The sequence below is a fragment of the Roseivirga sp. AWQ4_251 genome (assembly GCF_056158225.1).
Window position 1 is genome coordinate 2,611,895 of sequence record NZ_JBSWSW010000001.1, and the last position, 16,315, is coordinate 2,628,209.

General features: G+C 38.2%; 16 protein-coding genes. 6 read left to right on the forward strand and 10 right to left on the reverse strand.

From position 1 onward, the window contains the following. Positions 1–139 precede the first annotated feature (139 nt). From ACXACJ_RS11330 to ACXACJ_RS11350, 5 genes are all read left to right on the forward strand, one after another. Positions 140–739, forward strand: coding sequence for a formylglycine-generating enzyme family protein (locus ACXACJ_RS11330; protein WP_475134480.1), 600 nt, complete (start codon positions 140–142; stop codon positions 737–739). After that, entirely contained in the window at positions 622–1,092 is a 471-nt protein-coding gene (locus tag ACXACJ_RS11335; RefSeq protein ID WP_475134481.1) for a formylglycine-generating enzyme family protein, read from the forward strand. The genes ACXACJ_RS11330 and ACXACJ_RS11335 overlap by 118 nt, the downstream gene beginning before the upstream one ends. 9 nt (positions 1,093–1,101) lie before the next feature. Further along, the gene (locus ACXACJ_RS11340; protein WP_475134482.1) at positions 1,102–2,439 is read left to right on the forward strand and encodes a Gfo/Idh/MocA family protein; all 1,338 of its coding nucleotides are present in this window, start codon (positions 1,102–1,104) and stop codon (positions 2,437–2,439) included. A 120-nt stretch (positions 2,440–2,559) separates the two neighbouring features. Further along, a complete protein-coding gene (locus ACXACJ_RS11345) occupies positions 2,560–3,060 on the forward strand; it encodes a hypothetical protein (RefSeq protein ID WP_475134483.1) in 501 nt (166 codons plus the stop codon). Continuing rightward, positions 3,060–3,872, forward strand: a complete 813-nt coding sequence (locus ACXACJ_RS11350; RefSeq protein ID WP_475134484.1) for a hypothetical protein — start codon at positions 3,060–3,062, stop codon at positions 3,870–3,872. Before ACXACJ_RS11345 ends, ACXACJ_RS11350 begins: the two co-directional genes overlap by 1 nt. On the opposite strand, the gene ACXACJ_RS11355 is transcribed toward ACXACJ_RS11350, so the two are convergent. The 6 genes from ACXACJ_RS11355 to ACXACJ_RS11380 all read right to left on the reverse strand — a co-directional run bounded on the left by ACXACJ_RS11355 (position 3,850) and on the right by ACXACJ_RS11380 (position 9,744). Next, positions 3,850–5,742 (reverse strand): asparagine synthetase B family protein, encoded by a 1,893-nt coding sequence (locus ACXACJ_RS11355; RefSeq protein ID WP_475134485.1) that lies wholly within the window; start codon positions 5,740–5,742, stop codon positions 3,850–3,852. The two genes, ACXACJ_RS11350 and ACXACJ_RS11355, sit on opposite strands and share 23 nt — an antisense overlap. Before the next feature lie 27 nt (positions 5,743–5,769). Next, on the reverse strand, positions 5,770–5,901 hold the full coding sequence (locus ACXACJ_RS11360) for a hypothetical protein (protein WP_475134486.1): 132 nt from the start codon (positions 5,899–5,901) through the stop codon (positions 5,770–5,772). 89 nt (positions 5,902–5,990) lie between these two features. Next, positions 5,991–7,304, reverse strand: coding sequence for a NupC/NupG family nucleoside CNT transporter (locus ACXACJ_RS11365; protein ID WP_475134487.1), 1,314 nt, complete (start codon positions 7,302–7,304; stop codon positions 5,991–5,993). 125 nt (positions 7,305–7,429) lie between these two features. Then, positions 7,430–8,020: a bifunctional nuclease family protein gene (locus ACXACJ_RS11370; RefSeq protein WP_475134488.1), complete on the reverse strand. Its 591-nt coding sequence runs from the start codon at positions 8,018–8,020 to the stop codon at positions 7,430–7,432. Positions 8,021–8,033: 13 nt separating this feature from the next. Beyond that, positions 8,034–8,987 (reverse strand): electron transfer flavoprotein subunit alpha/FixB family protein, encoded by a 954-nt coding sequence (locus tag ACXACJ_RS11375; protein ID WP_475134489.1) that lies wholly within the window; start codon positions 8,985–8,987, stop codon positions 8,034–8,036. 19 nt (positions 8,988–9,006) lie between these two features. Next, positions 9,007–9,744 (reverse strand): electron transfer flavoprotein subunit beta/FixA family protein, encoded by a 738-nt coding sequence (locus tag ACXACJ_RS11380; protein ID WP_475134490.1) that lies wholly within the window; start codon positions 9,742–9,744, stop codon positions 9,007–9,009. 171 nt (positions 9,745–9,915) lie between these two features. Here ACXACJ_RS11380 and ACXACJ_RS11385 point away from each other — a divergent pair, with 171 nt between their 5' ends. After that, entirely contained in the window at positions 9,916–10,239 is a 324-nt protein-coding gene (locus tag ACXACJ_RS11385; RefSeq protein WP_475134491.1) for a tetratricopeptide repeat protein, read from the forward strand. Positions 10,240–10,339: 100 nt separating this feature from the next. Here the strand turns inward: ACXACJ_RS11385 and ACXACJ_RS11390 are convergent, their stop codons facing one another. Genes ACXACJ_RS11390 through ACXACJ_RS11405 form a run of 4 tightly spaced genes read right to left on the reverse strand, consistent with a single transcriptional unit; the run spans position 10,340 to position 15,932 of the window. Continuing rightward, positions 10,340–10,822 (reverse strand): hypothetical protein, encoded by a 483-nt coding sequence (locus ACXACJ_RS11390; RefSeq protein WP_475134492.1) that lies wholly within the window; start codon positions 10,820–10,822, stop codon positions 10,340–10,342. Positions 10,823–10,825: 3 nt separating this feature from the next. After that, positions 10,826–11,314 (reverse strand): hypothetical protein, encoded by a 489-nt coding sequence (locus ACXACJ_RS11395; protein ID WP_475134493.1) that lies wholly within the window; start codon positions 11,312–11,314, stop codon positions 10,826–10,828. Between the two features lie 55 nt (positions 11,315–11,369). Further along, the gene (locus tag ACXACJ_RS11400) at positions 11,370–12,863 is read right to left on the reverse strand and encodes a hypothetical protein (protein WP_475134494.1); all 1,494 of its coding nucleotides are present in this window, start codon (positions 12,861–12,863) and stop codon (positions 11,370–11,372) included. Between the two features lie 27 nt (positions 12,864–12,890). Beyond that, positions 12,891–15,932: a SusC/RagA family TonB-linked outer membrane protein gene (locus ACXACJ_RS11405; RefSeq protein ID WP_475134495.1), complete on the reverse strand. Its 3,042-nt coding sequence runs from the start codon at positions 15,930–15,932 to the stop codon at positions 12,891–12,893. Between the last annotated feature and the right edge of the window lie 383 nt (positions 15,933–16,315).

Genomic DNA, 16,315 nt, shown 5'->3' on the forward strand with positions numbered 1-16,315 from the left:
AAATCAATTCAAAAATCTACTCAAGACCTATTCAACCAAAGGAAAAACTAAAATACGACTTCATCACAAAACATCTTTCCCTATATTGTAGCTGGCTTTATTATAAGTCTCAACTTCAACTTTAAACTTTTACTTTTTAATGAGAAAGCAAGTCATTGCTGCATCCACATTTCTTCTGTTCGGCATTCTTCCTTCATCAAACACCAGAACACAATCTTTTGAACCTTATATTCAAACGATTCCCGGATCGGAATTAAGCATTAAAATGGTTCCGATTGAAGGAGGAATTTTCAATGAAGGAAGCCCTGAAACCGAAAGCGGAAGAAACCCGGACGAAAAGCTTCACGAAGTAAAGGTAAGCGACTTTTGGATGAGTACCCTTGAAATCACTTGGGATCAATTCGAACTCTTTCTTTATAGAGAAACTGACCAAGATCTAGTCACCGAAAACAGAAATATTGATTTGGCAATTGATGGAGTTTCTGGAGCCACAATGCCTTATGTAAACTTCAATAAACCAGGTTACCCGTTAATCAATGTAACACAATATTCAGCTTCCACTTTTTGTAAATGGCTTAGTGCCAAAACTGGTCAGTTTTATAGACTACCTACGGAAGCGGAATGGGAATATGCATCGAGAGCAGGAATGGATTCTTCATTCCTTTTCAAGCCTCTGAAATTTCTGATTATGCTTGGCATAAAGAAAATAGCGATGGAAAACTTCAGAAAGGAGGACTGAAAAAACCCAACAAATATGGCCTTTACGACATGCAAGGCAACGCTGCAGAATGGGTACTCGATAGTTATGCTGAATATCCCTCTGAAACTCAATCAGACCCTCTTCATTTAGAGAAAAAGCTCTACCCACATGTGGTCAGAGGTGGGTCCTTTATGAATGATGTTTCGGAATTACGATCTGCAGCCAGACAATTTTCGGACAAAAGTTGGAAGAAAAGAGACCCTCAAATCCCTAAAAGCCTTTGGTGGCTCACTGACGCCCTTCATGTTGGCTTCAGAATAGTTCGCCCCAAAGAAGTTCCTCCAAAGGAGGAATGGAATAAATACTGGATTCAACCTCAGAAAGAATACTAAAAACACACTATGGAAAATCAACACACACTCACTTCAAGACGGAAATTTTTAGAGCAATCTGCTAAGGTAGTAGGCACAGGAACTTTATTGGCCTCTTTGCCGATTTCTCTTAGTGCATACGCAGGTGGCAAAGGAGAAATCAAAATTGCATTAATCGGCTGTGGCGGTCGCGGAACGGGTGCAGTAACACAAGCCATTGAAGCCGACTCAGACGTAAGGCTAGTAGCCATGGCAGATGTTTTTTCAGATAGACTTGAAGAAAGTTTTGCTGGACTCTCTGCCAAATACGAAGGCACAGATAAAATTCAAGTTACTGATGAAACCAAATTCATAGGGTTCGATGCTTATAAGAAAGCCATCGATATGGCGGATGTGGTGATTTTGACAACTCCTCCGGGTTTCAGACCACAACATTTCGAATACGCTGTAGATCAAAACAAGCACATTTTTATGGAAAAACCCGTAGCAACCGATGTGGCGGGCATTAAAAGAGTGATTGAAGCAGGTAAAAAAGCGAAGGCCAAAAAACTCAATGTAGTTGTTGGGCTTCAAAGACATTATCAGAAAAACTATCGAGAAGTAAAGAAATTAATAGACACAGGAGCCATCGGAAACATTGTTTCGGGTCAGGTGTACTGGAATAGTGCAGGTGTTTGGGTAAGGCCAAGAACTCCTGAGCAAACCGAACTCGAATACCAAATGTACAATTGGTATTATTTCACTTGGATTTGTGGTGACCATATTCTGGAGCAACACATTCACAATATAGATGTCGCTAATTGGTTTATTGGCAGTACCCCGATTAAAGCTCAAGGTATGGGAGGCCGAGAAACAAGAAAAGGCAAAGATCACGGTCATATTTTTGACCATCACTTTGTGGAATTCACTTATCCAGAAGGGCAAGTTATTTCAAGCCAATGCCGTCATCAAAGAGGGTGTATGAATCGTGTTGAAGAAGTTTTCCAAGGAACCAAAGGAACTGTAACCGTAAACGGTGGCAATTATGCTAGAATGAATGCCTATGGCGGCAACAACATTCTGGACTACAATGGAGAAAACGATATTAATCCTTACCAACAAGAACACAATGAGCTATTTGCCGCAATAAAAGCAGGTGAATACAAACTCAACAATGTGGATTATGGAGCAAGCAGCACCATGACCGCAATTCTTGGTAGAATGGCAACTTACTCTGGACAAGAAATCACCTGGGAAGAAGCCATGAATAGCGATCTGAAATTAGTACCAGATTTAAATTCATTCAACGATCAAGCTCCAATTTTACCAGATGCCAATGGAAACTATCCTGTAGCTATTCCTGGCAAAACCAATTTTATTGTAAAATAAATGGGGATACCCCCATCTCTAATTTCAATTTCTAGGTTTTTTTGAGATGATCTTTTTAACACCTAGGAATTGAAATTTACTAATTTTAGAGGTCAAATATCTCTCTAAAACTATTTCAGAATGGAATATATAATTCTGGGCATAATTATCTTCTGGGCTATTTTGGTAGTCCTGCAAAGGTTACCTTTTACCTTCCACTTTGGCTTTCTGGCAAAAGGCCTCAATTTGTTTTCATTTTTCTTCCCTGTAAATAGATGGTCACTTTTTTCTCAGGAAATGCCAAGATTAAATTTATTCGTTCGAGAAAAAAAGTCTGAAAACTGGAAAGAATGGAAAGAGGTTCATATTCCCGATCATAACTCAAATTGGTTCCCTTTTTGGAATCCCCAATTCCATATTTCCAATTCACTTTATCAGACATTAATTCTATATACCACAGCTAGAGAAGACAATTTGAATACAAACGAAAACCAAAAAAAAGTCACCTCAGATTTAATTATTAACTATCTCAGATCATCAAAAATCTGCCATGCTGAAGAATGTCAGTTTATGATACAACAACTCTCCAAAACTAAGGAGAAGAGAGATGTCATTTTTCATCTTTCAGAGGTTTTTCAATAATGACGGGGATTAGTGACCAAGAAAGCACTCTTATCCTAGTAGCAAAAATAGCCTCTATTGGAGTAATCATTGATTCATTGGAATTGTTGAAAAACTGGGTGAGATTTAGGAACAATAACCTTTTCAGCTGGCAAAAAATTAAACAAAATAAACGAATCTCTGTCGGAAAAAATTTCTTTTCAAGAATAACAAATAAACTGCTCGATTACCCTCAAGTACTGACATTGTTCGTAGCCAGAGCCATTGCTTCAGTATTCATTATCTCTTGCGGTGAATTCTCTTGGATCACTAACATTTCTATATGGTATATTTACCTCTCTACAATTCTCTTGTTCAAAACTCGATCCTTAATCAGGCCAGGTTACTCAGCCCTTTCCCAAGTTATATTCGCCCTGTTAAGTCTGGCCACATTGGCCCCAAGTAGTGAATTGATTGGTACTGTCTGCCTGTGGGGCATAAGTATCCAGAGCGTATTAGCATATTTTGAAAATGGTATTACTAAAATAAAACTTGATCACTGGCGAAACGGAAAAGCAATTTCATTAATATTTGAGTTGCCTCCGTATTACAATCCCAGACTCAGTGCCTGCTTACACAAGCATACTCTTATAGCAAAAGCTGGAGCATGGTCAGTTGTTTTATTTGAGTGTCTCTTCCCCATTACACTCATTTCTGGACCAACCATTTTATTTACCTTTTTAACTTTAGGTATTATATTTCATCTTGTCAATAGTATTACTTTAGGCCTCAATTCATTCTTTTGGCCATTTCTAGCGTCCTACCCAGCTATTATTTTTTGCAGCCTTCATTAACACCAAAGGTTTCATAAAACAGACAAACTGCAATCATTCGACTTAATACTGTACTAAATATTGGGTCATAACTATTTATATCGAATGAATAGAGTCTTTTCTCAACTTCAGAAAAGTCAAAGATCCCCTTCAAATCATCTCTCAACTTCCATCTCTGAATAGAGTCTCTAATAACACTAATATCCTGTTGTATAAGGTAATTACAGTCCACAAGTTGTCTTCCCTTTTTCTGATTTAACCTCACTTCATCGGGTAAAAGGCCTTTAGTCATATTTCTAATCAAGAACCTATTCTGGCCCCTATACGACCAATAAGCTGAAGGAATGGACAAGGACAGCTCCAAAACTCGCTTATCAGCTGTGGGATCCAACTCTTTTACACCATATATGAGCTCATAAGTTTTACTATTATTTGCTAAACGTTGAATTGATTGGCTCATCTTCAAACGTAAATCCAAATCATTCTTAATTGAGCTATCAAACTTTATACTTGCAAGAGAATCTACCCCAGTTTCCTTCCAAAGAATTGGATTTACGGTCCAATTCAGCACCTCGTTTTTGAGTGAGCCTATTCTTCTATTGACCTTAAAACGAAAATAAGAAGGAGCAAAAGCATTAAATAGACAGTAAGTAAATTGTTTGATATTACTCCATTTAGAGGCAGAAGGTCTTGATGAAACAAGTTTATATAAACTTCTCCATTTTCCCTTTTTAGCCAATTCCCATCCAAAAAGTCTACCATTATAGGAAATAGTTAGATTCCCCATTTGGCCTGAAAGTAATACTGGACTTACTTGCGTACGGCATACACTCAAGAAGCACTGAGACCAAAGCCAGTTGTAGTAATTTTGAATATCTAATGAACCTGAAAACCGAAGGTGATTAGGTAAATAATCAAAAATACTGACACCTTTTAGGCTAAGGAAGTTTGTTTTGATACCATCTTGAAAAGCTTGTACTTTTTTAACATAAGGAGATTCATCACCAAAAACACCAGAAATCTCAGGATATTCTATATCAGGAATCGGCACGTAAGTATATGTATCTAGGTATTTCCCTTTCGAATTTAAATACCTTGCTGCCAAACTAGCTACTGTTGAAGAATCCAACCCTCCGCTAAGCATACTTGAAGAAATACCTACATTAGAAATACGGCTCTCAACAGCTTCATTCAAAGTATATAAAAGTTTTTCGCCTGCCTGCTCTATGTCTAACGATGAGTCGATTTCCGGTCGAAATCGATAGTATTTGGAAGTTGTAATTCCCTTTTTATTAAAGGTAAGTTCATGCCCCGCCCTTAAGACTTTAATATCTTCAAAAAACGTACTTTCATCATCTGGATATTCATAAGCCAAATAGTGAGCAATTGATTTAGAATCAATTTTCGCATTAATAACATTTGCCAGTAATGACGGCAATTGGGCAAATATCAGCCTGTCATTTTGAAGAGTATAATATAGAGGAAGAATTCCTAGGTGATCGCGAGCCATCCAAAGGCTATCTTGTTGTTCATCATAAACGACAATGCTAAAATCACCTTCCAGATAAGAGGTACACTGTGTTCCCCAGCAAATAAAGGCTTGAAAAACCAAAAAATGATGAGTAAAATCTTTCGGTACAATTACACCTCGCTCTGCCAAAAGATTAATTAATACATTAGGCCTATCTAAACGTGCATCAATTAAAGCAGAATATTGTCCTATACTTTGAGTATAAGAATGAGATCCAGATATATATCCCCAAAAAAAATTGTGCCCACTTAAAAAGTGGGCACTATCTTGGCCGAAAAACTCAGCTACATTTTTAAAGTTCTTAATCCAATCTTCTGAAAATTTACTTCTAAAGTCTACCGAACCAAAAATTAAACTCATCAAGAAGATTTTAGAGAAACACTATTCTCAAGAAGTAAAGGAACCATCGAAAATTGATGGGCCAAAAGTTCCATGAGTAGCCATTGATATGGTGCCCATTCTTTTTAACTCTGGTTTTACCCACACTAGTCTGTCTTGAACAATCTTATTTTTTTTCATTTCCATATATATAATTACTAAAATCTATTTTTCTTAACAATTCGATTGAAGTGAAATTTTCAAAAAACTTAAAAAGACTCAACCTAACCCTAACCAAACAGAGCTCCTGCTATTGTAGCGGTCATCATAGTAGCGAGTGTTGCAGCCATAAGTGCTCGCATACCCAGGCGAGATAAGTCACCTTGTCTACTTGGGGCTAAACCACCAATTCCTCCAACCTGAATTGCGATTGAAGAGAAGTTTGCAAAGCCGCAAAGCGCATAAGTTGAAATTAGAACAGATTTAGTACTTAGTTCGCCAGCTGCTTTCATTTCTGAAAGGCTTAAATACGCTACGAATTCATTGATCACCGTTTTCTGGCCAATCAAACTCCCTACTTGAAGCGTTTCTGACCATTCTACCCCCATAATAAAGGCAAAAACTCTAAAAAGTTGCCCTAAAATATATTGTAAGCTGAAACCATCAAAAACTCCATTGGTAGAAGAAACAACATAAGCATTCAAGCCCGTAATCTCTCCTATTCCATCTACCAAAACCCAATTCAATGCATAGATAATAGCAATGAAGGCCAATAACATTGCCCCTACGTTCAATGCTAATTTAAGTCCGTCAGAAGCTCCACCGGCCAAAGCGTCAATCAAGTTCACCCCAATCTGGTCTTTGTTCACCTTTAACTGACGATCGATTTTGTCAGGCTCTGATTCTGGTAAAAAAATCTTAGCCATTAATATGGCGGCTGGCGCATTCATGATGGATGCACTCAGTAAATAAGTAGCAAATTGTGCTTGTTGTGCTGGATCTCCTCCACCAAGAAATGAAACGTAGGCACCTAATACCGAACCAGCAATTGTAGCCATTCCTCCCGTCATTAAACAATGAAGTTCAGAACTGGTCATTTTACTGATAAATGGCTTTACCAAAAGAGGAGCCTCAGTTTGCCCCAAGAAGATATTCCCGGCTGCCGACATGGATTCCGCTCCTGAAAGCCTCATGGTTTTGGCCATTACCCACGCGAAAGCATATACCACTTTTTGGAGTATTCCCAAGTAATACAAACCAGCAGTAACCGCTGCGAAGAAAATTACAGTTGGCAGGGCTTGAAAAGCGAAAAGGAAACCAAGTCTATGAAGAGAATTCGGATTTGAACTACTGTCATGTGCTAAATCACCGAACAGGAATTCGGCTCCATTAGAAGCAAACCCTAGAAAGGTTACAAACTGCTGACTTACCCATTGAAAACCTTCTTTTACAAATCCTACTTGGGAAATAAGAATGGCAATCACCAATTGAATAATCAAACCAACTCCAACTAATCGCCAATCAATTTGCTTTCGTTTCCCCGATAAAAGGTAAGCAATTCCAATAAGAACGGCCAACCCAAGAATCCCCCTTACAATACCCATTTAAATGTTGTTTTCAACGGCTTGTAGAAATGCCGCACGAATTTAGGTTAATTTAACCATTACTCAGTAAAAAGACACAAAAAAGCCTTTCCGAAAGGGTATTCAGAAAGGCTTTGATAGATTTATTAACCTCTACGGTTCATTTCGTCACGGATTTTGGCCGCTTTCTCATAATCTTCGTTTGCTAAGGCTTCATCAAGCATCTGCTGAAGTTTATCCAAAGAATAGTCTTGCATTCTATCGCCACCTTTGGATTTTTCAACAATTACCTGCTCTTCCAAATCTTCAGCCACTTCTTCCTCATCGGTAAGAATAATACCAGCTTCTGACAAAACGGATTCATAGGTATAAAAATGAACGCCAAAACGAATTCCGATTGCGATGGCATCAGAAGGGCGTGCATCAATTTCTACTACCTTTTCGCCATCAGAGCATACAATTTTCGCGAAGAAAACACCTTCTTTCAGATCCGAAATAATGATGTGCTCAATGGTATAACCAAATCCTTCTGCAAAAGACTTGAACAGGTCGTAAGTCATGGGCCTATTGGGAACAATCTTTTCGATTTCCAAAGCAATGGCCTGTGCCTCAAACATACCAATGATAATTGGTAGTCTTCTTTCCCCTTCAACTTCACCTAAAACCAACGCAAAAGAGCCAGACGTTTGCGACTGGCTAGAAGAAAGGCCTAGAATTTCTATTCTTATTTTCTCCAAAATGGTAACAGAACTAAGCTAAAGCTTTTTTAAGGGCTTCATTCAATTTTGGAACAACCTCGAAGGCGTCACCAACAATGCCATAATCGGCAGCTTTAAAAAATGGAGCTTCCTCGTCTTTATTAATTACCACAATATACTTAGAAGAATTGACTCCTGCTAAATGCTGAATAGCACCTGAAATACCAACAGCTATATATAATGAAGGACTTACTTTAACTCCTGTTTGACCAACGTGTTCGTGGTGAGGTCTCCAGTCCATATCAGAAACTGGTTTTGAACAACCTGTTGCCGCACCTAAAGTTTTGGCCAAATCTTCAATCATTCCCCAGTTCTCTGGCCCTTTCAAACCACGACCACCAGAAACCACAATATCGGCTTCAGGAAGAAGAACATCGCCTTCAGCCTTTTCAGTAGCTGTAATTTTTGCATCAAAAAGAGCACTATCCAAGCTCACATCAAAAGCTTCTACCGAGGCAGAACCTCCATCAGTTTTTACTTCTACAGCATTCTTTTTAATGGCGATAATTTTTTTATCGGTAGTTAAGCTCATGTTAGCAAAAGCTTTACCAGTGTAAATGCTTCTTCTAACCACAAAACCATTAGAAGTGTCAGGCAAGTCGGCCACATTTGAAGCCAAAGCAGCTCCAATTTTCACGGCAACTCTACCCACAACTGCATCGGCTAAAGACGACTTCGCAGTCACCAGAATTTCAGCACCCGTAGCCTCCATCGCCTTAGCAATCACTTCTGCATAAGGCTGAATCAAGCCTGAATTCAAGCGTTCGTCTGAAACCTGAAGAACCTTTGCGGCTCCGTTTGTTCCTGCTGTTGCAAGTTCATCGGCTGACGCGGTTCCCAAAGCTAAAGCAGTTACATCACCAAGTGCTGCTCCATAAGAAACAGCCTCTCTTGATGATTTTTTTATTTTTCCGTCTTCTGTTTCTATAAATACTAAAACTGACATTGTCTTCGCTTTGAGGTTATTAGATTACTTTAGCTTCGTTTTTCAATAAGTTGACCAACTCTTCAACATTATTAGCGTCAATCATTTTAACTGCTCCTTTAGCCGGAGGCATTTCATATTGAGCTACTTCAGTGGTAGTTGTATTATCACTAGGCTCCACCACATTCAAAGGCTTGGTTCTTGCCGACATAATCCCTCTCATGTTAGGGATTTTCCATTCTGCGATTGGCTCTTGGCATCCAGCAACAAAAGGAAGTTTAACTTCCAGCTTTTCTTTTCCGCCTTCAATTTCTCTGGTAATCTTAGCGCTATCGCCTTCTATTTCAAGCTGCATAACTGGGGAGAAAGAAGGAATTCCTAACATCTCGCCAACCATACCATGCACCATTCCACCATTAAAATCGATAAACTCTCGTCCCATCAAAATCAAATCGTAGTTTCCTCCTTTAGCTACATCGGCAATTTGCTTTGCAACAAAGTAGGAATCTGAAGGAAATGCATTTACTCTTACTGCTTCATCAGCCCCAATGGCCAAAGCTTTTCTAATTGTAGGCTCGGTTTCCGCTTCGCCAACATTAATAACTGTTACTTTACCGCCTGTTGCTTCTTTTAACTCTACAGCTCTGGCCAATGCGTAATCATCGTAAGGACCGATGATAAACTGCACACCATTTTTATCGAACTTAGTATTGTTATCGGTGAAAGCTATGCGTGAAGTGGTATCGGGTACGTGGGTGATACAAACGAGTATGTTCATGCTTGCTTATTTTTGATTATTATTTTCTATAAGAACCCCCAAAAAGATTTTGTGTTCAACAAAAACTGAAACAAAAGCAATCGTATAGAAATGAGGGGTAATTGAAGGCAAATGCCTTAAATTTGCCCGAAGATAGTCAATATTGAAGTAAATAAAAATCAGTGCAAACGAATGAATACGTATAGATTGGATCAGTTGAAACAGTATTTGGAGGAAGATCCGAACGACCCTTTTAATTGGTATGCACTGGCCAATGAATACCTTTTGGAGTCTCCAGAAAAAGCCAAAGAATATTTTGAGCACTTGCTCGAAAATCATCCAGGCTATTTAGCTACCTATTATCATGCTGCTCAACTCTACTTTGATTTAGAAGAAGAAGAACTGGCCAAGGTGACTTACGAAAAGGGAATCGCACTTGCCAAAGAGGAAAACAATCAAAAAGCCTTGAGGGAGCTCAACACTGCTTATCAGAATCTTCTTTTCGAGATGGACTAAACAAGGTTCTTTTCACTTTAAAAAAACAAACCCATATTAAAAAGTAAAGGCCGCTTCAAACGAAGCGACCCTTAACTACCTATAAACTATATTCTAACTATTATTTTATTACTGGATTTCCTGGCCCTATTGCTCTCAATTCTTTATTAAATCTGAAATGCTCCAAATTGAGTAAGTTCCGCCTATTTAACTTCTCCAATTCCATCAATTCATCCTCTGCATCACTTTTAATTGCAAAGAAAAAAAGACAATCATCCTTAGATTTCACCCTGAAATCAATGCTCGGGACTTCTGATTTAGCATACCTCAAGAAGAATGGCATATTCATTCCCTTGAAGTTCAGTAATTCTGTATTTAAAACTTTTCTATTCAAAACCAATGAGTCAATATTTGTCTTGATTATCAATCCGTTCTCAAGTTCAACCTTCCCAAATAGAAATATTGTTGTATCGCTTTGGGAGATATGCAAAACTTCCTTTTTACTTTGTGCCGCCAACGACAAATTCATAGCCATGATGACAGTTAAACAAACAACTTTCATCACTTTAAGTCTTCTAAAGAGAATTGTTAAAATTTGATACATAATCTATTTAATCTTTTTTACCTGCGCACCATATCCATCGCTCGTCATCACCTTAATAGGCTCTCCATCAACCCTAGTCACCTTAACTTTACCTTGAGCAATATCCAATGTCTTCCAACCAACTTTATATATTGTCTTTCCTTCGTCATCAAGCACATCAGAAAGATTCACTACAAGTTCATGTGCAACATCGGCAGTTCCATAGGTTGATTTGAACATTTGGTTCTCAGCACCTGGGATTTTGATATCTTGAACTGATGTTGGTAAAATATGCCTTTCTACAACACTCAAATCACTAGAAGAATCATTAAGAATCATTTCATAATCAACAACATGACTCCATTTAATGCCATCCAGAGAAATCCAGTCCCCATATTTTAATGAATCGTAAAACATGATTTCCACTTCTTGTGCCAAGACATATTTCTTTCTTTCCCCACAAGAATTCAACACAAAAACAAAAACACAAAAGACAAGAAACCTCAAACTCATATCTGATAATATAAAAAAGGCCCATAAAGGGCCTTTAAATCATAATTTATAAAGATTAAAACCCTCCAAAAGTATAAACATCAAGGCCAAGAATTTCTAATTCCTGAGCTGGAACAGGAAGTTGCTCTGCAGTTCCAGGCTGTAATTTATACTGATCTACGGTAGTCATTCTTCTATGGAACCATCCATTCAAAGCACCATCCCAAGCAAATTCTACTAAACGCTCGTAATACAAGGCTTTGAGTAACTCATCGTTTGTCTCAGCACCTGTCATTGGGTTTAGACCGCCACGATCTGCACGTGTAGCATTGATATAGCCTGCAGCCTCCATTTTACTTCCACCAGTTCTAATCAATGCCTCGGCTTTAATTAGGTTTTGCTCATTCAAAGTTAAATGAGGCATTGGCCCTAAGTAAGCCTGAAGATAACCAGGGTACTTATAAAAATTATAGCTTGAGAAGAAATAATAACCTCTAGCAGACTGGAACTGAACACCAGTATTATATTGGAAATCGGTAGTAATACGATCATCTAAAGGTGATGTGATTTCATCCATAGAGGAAACTCCATTAGGCCAAGGATAAGGTGCCGTAGGATGCTCAGGGTCATCTGTGCTTGGGCCTCCAGAGCCACCTTCCATCATGTTAATAATTCTTTGGCTCACTCTAGCCCACAACGGGAATTGACCTTGAATCAAAATTCTGGTCCACCAATAGTTACCATCACCTGCTGGAGAGATATCTTCACCTACTCCACCATTAATCAAGGTTAAAATTCTACCCCAATCATTTGCTTGAGTCTCAGCAGCATTTCTTGCTTTATATGCCAAAAACTTAGCAGCATATGATCTACAGAAACCAGCTGCTTGAACATTGTCATAGTTAAGACCATTAATAGCAGTATGAGAAGTAGAAGAATTGCCTTCGAAAATTGCAGCAGCTTCAGTAAGTTTTTGAACTGCCGTTTCAATAACATCGGTGTAAGGACTTAACTCAAGTAAGGCTAGGTCTTCAGAAGTAACAGTTTCATCAGCAATAAAAGCTTGATCAAAAAGCAATCCTAACCAACCTAGGGTTAAACCCTGAAGCATTTTACCATTAGCAACTGTACCATCAGTCAAGTCATTTCCATCTGCATCAACAATTGACCCTCCAAACTCATCATTTAAAGCTCTCAAAACCTCATTAGCCTGAGCCAAAGCACTGTTCAGATTATACCAAGGAGTTGTCATAAAAGCCCTATTCGTATAAGTAACGGTATTTTGAATTGGAGCCCTTGGAATAGTACCCAAATCCTGCATTCCCCAGTTACCCCAGCTTGAGCTCAAGGTTTGAGAAGCCACTGACACTGGCATATTTGGCGAGTTCAATTGAATTGCCTGCCACCAAGTTAAGAAACCACCATCAACAATTGACGGTAATGAAGTTGCGTCCGCATAAACGGCACGGCTATCTAGCTGATTAAGGTTTTCCGTTTCAAGATCTTCACAAGAAGTTATCGTGAAAAACAACACCAAAGCTATAAGCCCTATATATTTGAACATTTTCATAATTGTCCTCTTTTATATTTTATTGACTTAAAAAGTTAATGCTACAGATCCAGTAAATGTTCTAACTAGTGGATAATTGAAATCATCTACTCTTGAGTTGAACCCTCCAGTAGCAGGATCATAACCAGGATACTTACTGAACAATAGTAAGTTTCTACCAATTACACTAAATCTAACATTCTTGAACACTCTATCTAAGCCAATTTGAGAAAGCTGCTTAGAACCTAAATCATAACCGACAGACAACTCTCTTAATCTCAAGTGTGTTGCATCTTCTACCCAGAAATCAGTAGCTCTGTTCACGTTATAAATGGTCAACAAGTAAGTATTATACTGTCTTTGTCCCTCAGGATATTGAGCTTGGCTGAACATTGGGTGCAGTCGATCTCTAGCCAACCACTGACCTCCTTGGTAATATGTGCTTCCACCATTCTGGTATTCCCAAGACATAAAGACTGAAAGACCTTTAAAGCTGAAATTTGTTTGCATAGCCATATTAAAGTTGGCCTGCGCATCTCCGATCAACAAATCATCAAGCTGAGTGCCTGATTCATCTGTGATATAAACTGCAGCCTCATCAGCAGTAAACTCGTTAGCCGCTACGATTACGATACCATCTCTGTTAACTTTAAAGTCATCAATTGTCAATCCACCAGGCACATTGGCAACGGTACCATCATCCAAAATTGTAAGATCATTTAGAGAACGAGCAATTTTACGGCCGAACATGGTAGTTGGAGAATTCCCTACATCCCAAATATTTAATCCCGTTGGAAATCTTGGTCTATCAAACTCCGTAATCTCTTGTCTTGTTCTATCGAATATTAAGTTGAAATCTAGGCTAACATCACTCTTTTTAATTGCTTGGTAGCCCAATGTAAACTCTATGGTATTTGTCTCTAGTGTACCTGCATTTTGAACTTGGCTAGATCGACCAGTTACTGCAGACAATGGAACACTTAAGATTTGATCTCTATTGTCTTGCTTAGAATAAGAAGCAATGAAGGTAAATTTATTTAGGAACTCCAAATTCAATCCAATCTCCATCTCATCTGTAATACCAGGGCCTATAAGAGGGTTTGGAAGATTACTTGGATTACTAACAGTACCATTTGTTACATATGCTAACTCAAATCTATCAGTGAAGTTAGGAAGAGTACCGGCTTGACCCCACGAAGCGTTGATCTTTCCTTCTTGGATTCCGTCAATAGCAAAATCTTCCGTGAATCTCCATCCTCCAGAGAATCTAGCGAAAGTATTCCATCTATTGTCCACACCAAATAAAGAGCTACCATCCCTTCTAACTACTACGTCAAATAAATATTTGTCTTTATAATCACCTCCTACAGAGAAAGAATAGCTATTAGAAACAATCTGGTTCTCAACCGATGAATTTCCATTCAAATAAGGGATACCATCATTGGGAGAAAGCGTAACGTTGTCGATGTCATCAAAACCTGGGATACCCAAGTTTGTACCCGAAATATTAAATGCCGTTCCGCCTCTTTCCTCATAAAGGAAGAAAGCATTTGACCTAATATTCCAATCTCCTAGTTTTTTAGAATAAGTAGCTCTTAAAGAAGTAGTTATCGCCTGATAATCATCAAAACTTCTACCTACACTACCAACACCAGGAAGACCCTGATTCGCTAAGTACCCAATATCTTGGAAAGACCTTGATTTATCCATCCAAGTATCTATACCGAATCTTCCTTCTAAAGATAAACCATGAGAAATATCATACTTTATAGATGAAGAACCGATGAAACGTCTTCTAGTAGATTCATTTCTATTATTAACCAACTGATAGAATGGATTGAACTCAGAAGTAGGCGAAAATCTATTCGCATTATAATTATAAGGAGATCCATCCTCTTCATTCGGAGCAAACAAATCAGCGCTAGGATCCATCATAGTCAGTGTACGGATATTTCTAGGCCTGTTATCTGTTTGAGTATGTATAAATTTAAGAGAAGTCGACAATGTTAGTTTATCTGCCAAATATTGATCAGAGTTAACAGAAACATTGTAACGCTGGCTACCATCATGAAGCTTAATACCTCCTGTTTGATCCTGATATTCCGCAGAAACCATAATGTTTCCAGAGGCTCCTCTTGAACTAATTCTTGCATATTGTGTCAAGAAAGTAGAACCCTGAAAGAAATCTTTAACAAAGTCTCTGTAGCTAGGAAACTCTCCATCAGAAATTCCACTTGGATCATCTACAGCAGTTCCTGTATTATCCAATAGGAAGTCTCCAGTAGCAGGATCTATCTGGAAAGGATGGTTTTGAGCTTTCTCAGGAGAACGAGAATTGTATGCATTTTGAGTTCCAACCTCAGTTCTTACATAAACCTCTGTAGTACCAATAGCTAAATCTTTTCCTCTTTTGGTTGTAATGGCAATTACACCATTAGCAGCTCTAGAACCATAAAGCGTGGCAGCTGAAGCTCCTTTAAGAACCTCAAACCTCTCAACGTCTTGAAGGTTAATATTAGCTAGTGTACCTTCAACAAAAACACCATCTAGAACAATTAGTGGGTCTCCATTTCTAGAAAGAGAAGTATTTCCACGAATCTGAATAGCAGGCCCCCCTCCAGGAACATTACTTGGCTGAACTCTTACACCAGCAATTTTTCCTGCTAAAGCTGATCCAACATCTGTTGCAGGAGCAGCTTTAAATACCTTTTCATTTACTGTACTTACAGTAAAAGGTATCTTTTTCGCAGGTGTTGCAGCTGCAACCCCAGTCACAACAACTTCACCCAAATTAGAAACTTCAGGATCCAGTTGAATGTTAAAAGTTGTTTGATTTCCAATCTCGACTTCTTTAGTTACATAGCCAAGAAATCTGAAAATAAGCGTACCCCCAGTAGAAGGTACAGAAAGTGAAAACGCCCCATCTGCTTCCGTGGGGGTTCCAACTGTAGTGCCTTTCAGCAAAACAGTCACCGATGGCAGGCCTAAGCCATTTTCATCAGTTACTTTCCCCGTAATGGTACGGTCTTGCGCCAATACACATACAGAGAAAAAGACCGACATGACAATAGTCAGTAATACTCTCTTCATAGTAAGTAGTTTTAGTAAAAAATTATTTAGTAAATAATTCGGTTGATGAGCCAAATTTAGAATAAAATACGGTCTTTTAAAACACATACCGCACCTTCAAAAGGCAAATCGATTGAAATTAGAATTTTAAACTAAATAGAAGCTTCTGAAAAAAATACATTTTCATTAATTACTTTTAAACTAAACAAATCCAAACGAACAGTTTTTTTAATTTTAAAAGCCTACCTAAAAATTAAAAATACAATTAATTGAAAAAACATTATAAATATAATAAAAAATATAACTTTTTATAAAAATAAAAATTAAACACAGAAATAACACATTGTAAATCAAACAATTAAGAACATTACAGTTTCAGCGTTAAACTCCGATCAAAACCAAAT

Excerpts from the sequence above, each read along its gene's own strand:
- ACXACJ_RS11330 (WP_475134480.1), top strand. The coding sequence starts at position 140 with ATGAGAAAGCAAGTCATTGCTGCATCCACATTTCTTCTGTTCGGCATT.
- ACXACJ_RS11335 (WP_475134481.1), top strand. The coding sequence starts at position 622 with ATGGGAATATGCATCGAGAGCAGGAATGGATTCTTCATTCCTTTTCAA.
- ACXACJ_RS11340 (WP_475134482.1), top strand. The coding sequence starts at position 1,102 with ATGGAAAATCAACACACACTCACTTCAAGACGGAAATTTTTAGAGCAA.
- ACXACJ_RS11345 (WP_475134483.1), top strand. The coding sequence starts at position 2,560 with ATGGAATATATAATTCTGGGCATAATTATCTTCTGGGCTATTTTGGTA.
- ACXACJ_RS11350 (WP_475134484.1), top strand. The coding sequence starts at position 3,060 with ATGACGGGGATTAGTGACCAAGAAAGCACTCTTATCCTAGTAGCAAAA.
- ACXACJ_RS11355 (WP_475134485.1), bottom strand. The coding sequence starts at position 5,742 with ATGAGTTTAATTTTTGGTTCGGTAGACTTTAGAAGTAAATTTTCAGAA.
- ACXACJ_RS11360 (WP_475134486.1), bottom strand. The coding sequence starts at position 5,901 with ATGAAAAAAAATAAGATTGTTCAAGACAGACTAGTGTGGGTAAAACCA.
- ACXACJ_RS11365 (WP_475134487.1), bottom strand. The coding sequence starts at position 7,304 with ATGGGTATTGTAAGGGGGATTCTTGGGTTGGCCGTTCTTATTGGAATT.
- ACXACJ_RS11375 (WP_475134489.1), bottom strand. The coding sequence starts at position 8,987 with ATGTCAGTTTTAGTATTTATAGAAACAGAAGACGGAAAAATAAAAAAA.
- ACXACJ_RS11380 (WP_475134490.1), bottom strand. The coding sequence starts at position 9,744 with ATGAACATACTCGTTTGTATCACCCACGTACCCGATACCACTTCACGC.
- ACXACJ_RS11385 (WP_475134491.1), top strand. The coding sequence starts at position 9,916 with ATGAATACGTATAGATTGGATCAGTTGAAACAGTATTTGGAGGAAGAT.
- ACXACJ_RS11390 (WP_475134492.1), bottom strand. The coding sequence starts at position 10,822 with ATGTATCAAATTTTAACAATTCTCTTTAGAAGACTTAAAGTGATGAAA.
- ACXACJ_RS11395 (WP_475134493.1), bottom strand. The coding sequence starts at position 11,314 with ATGAGTTTGAGGTTTCTTGTCTTTTGTGTTTTTGTTTTTGTGTTGAAT.
- ACXACJ_RS11400 (WP_475134494.1), bottom strand. The coding sequence starts at position 12,863 with ATGAAAATGTTCAAATATATAGGGCTTATAGCTTTGGTGTTGTTTTTC.
- ACXACJ_RS11405 (WP_475134495.1), bottom strand. The coding sequence starts at position 15,932 with ATGAAGAGAGTATTACTGACTATTGTCATGTCGGTCTTTTTCTCTGTA.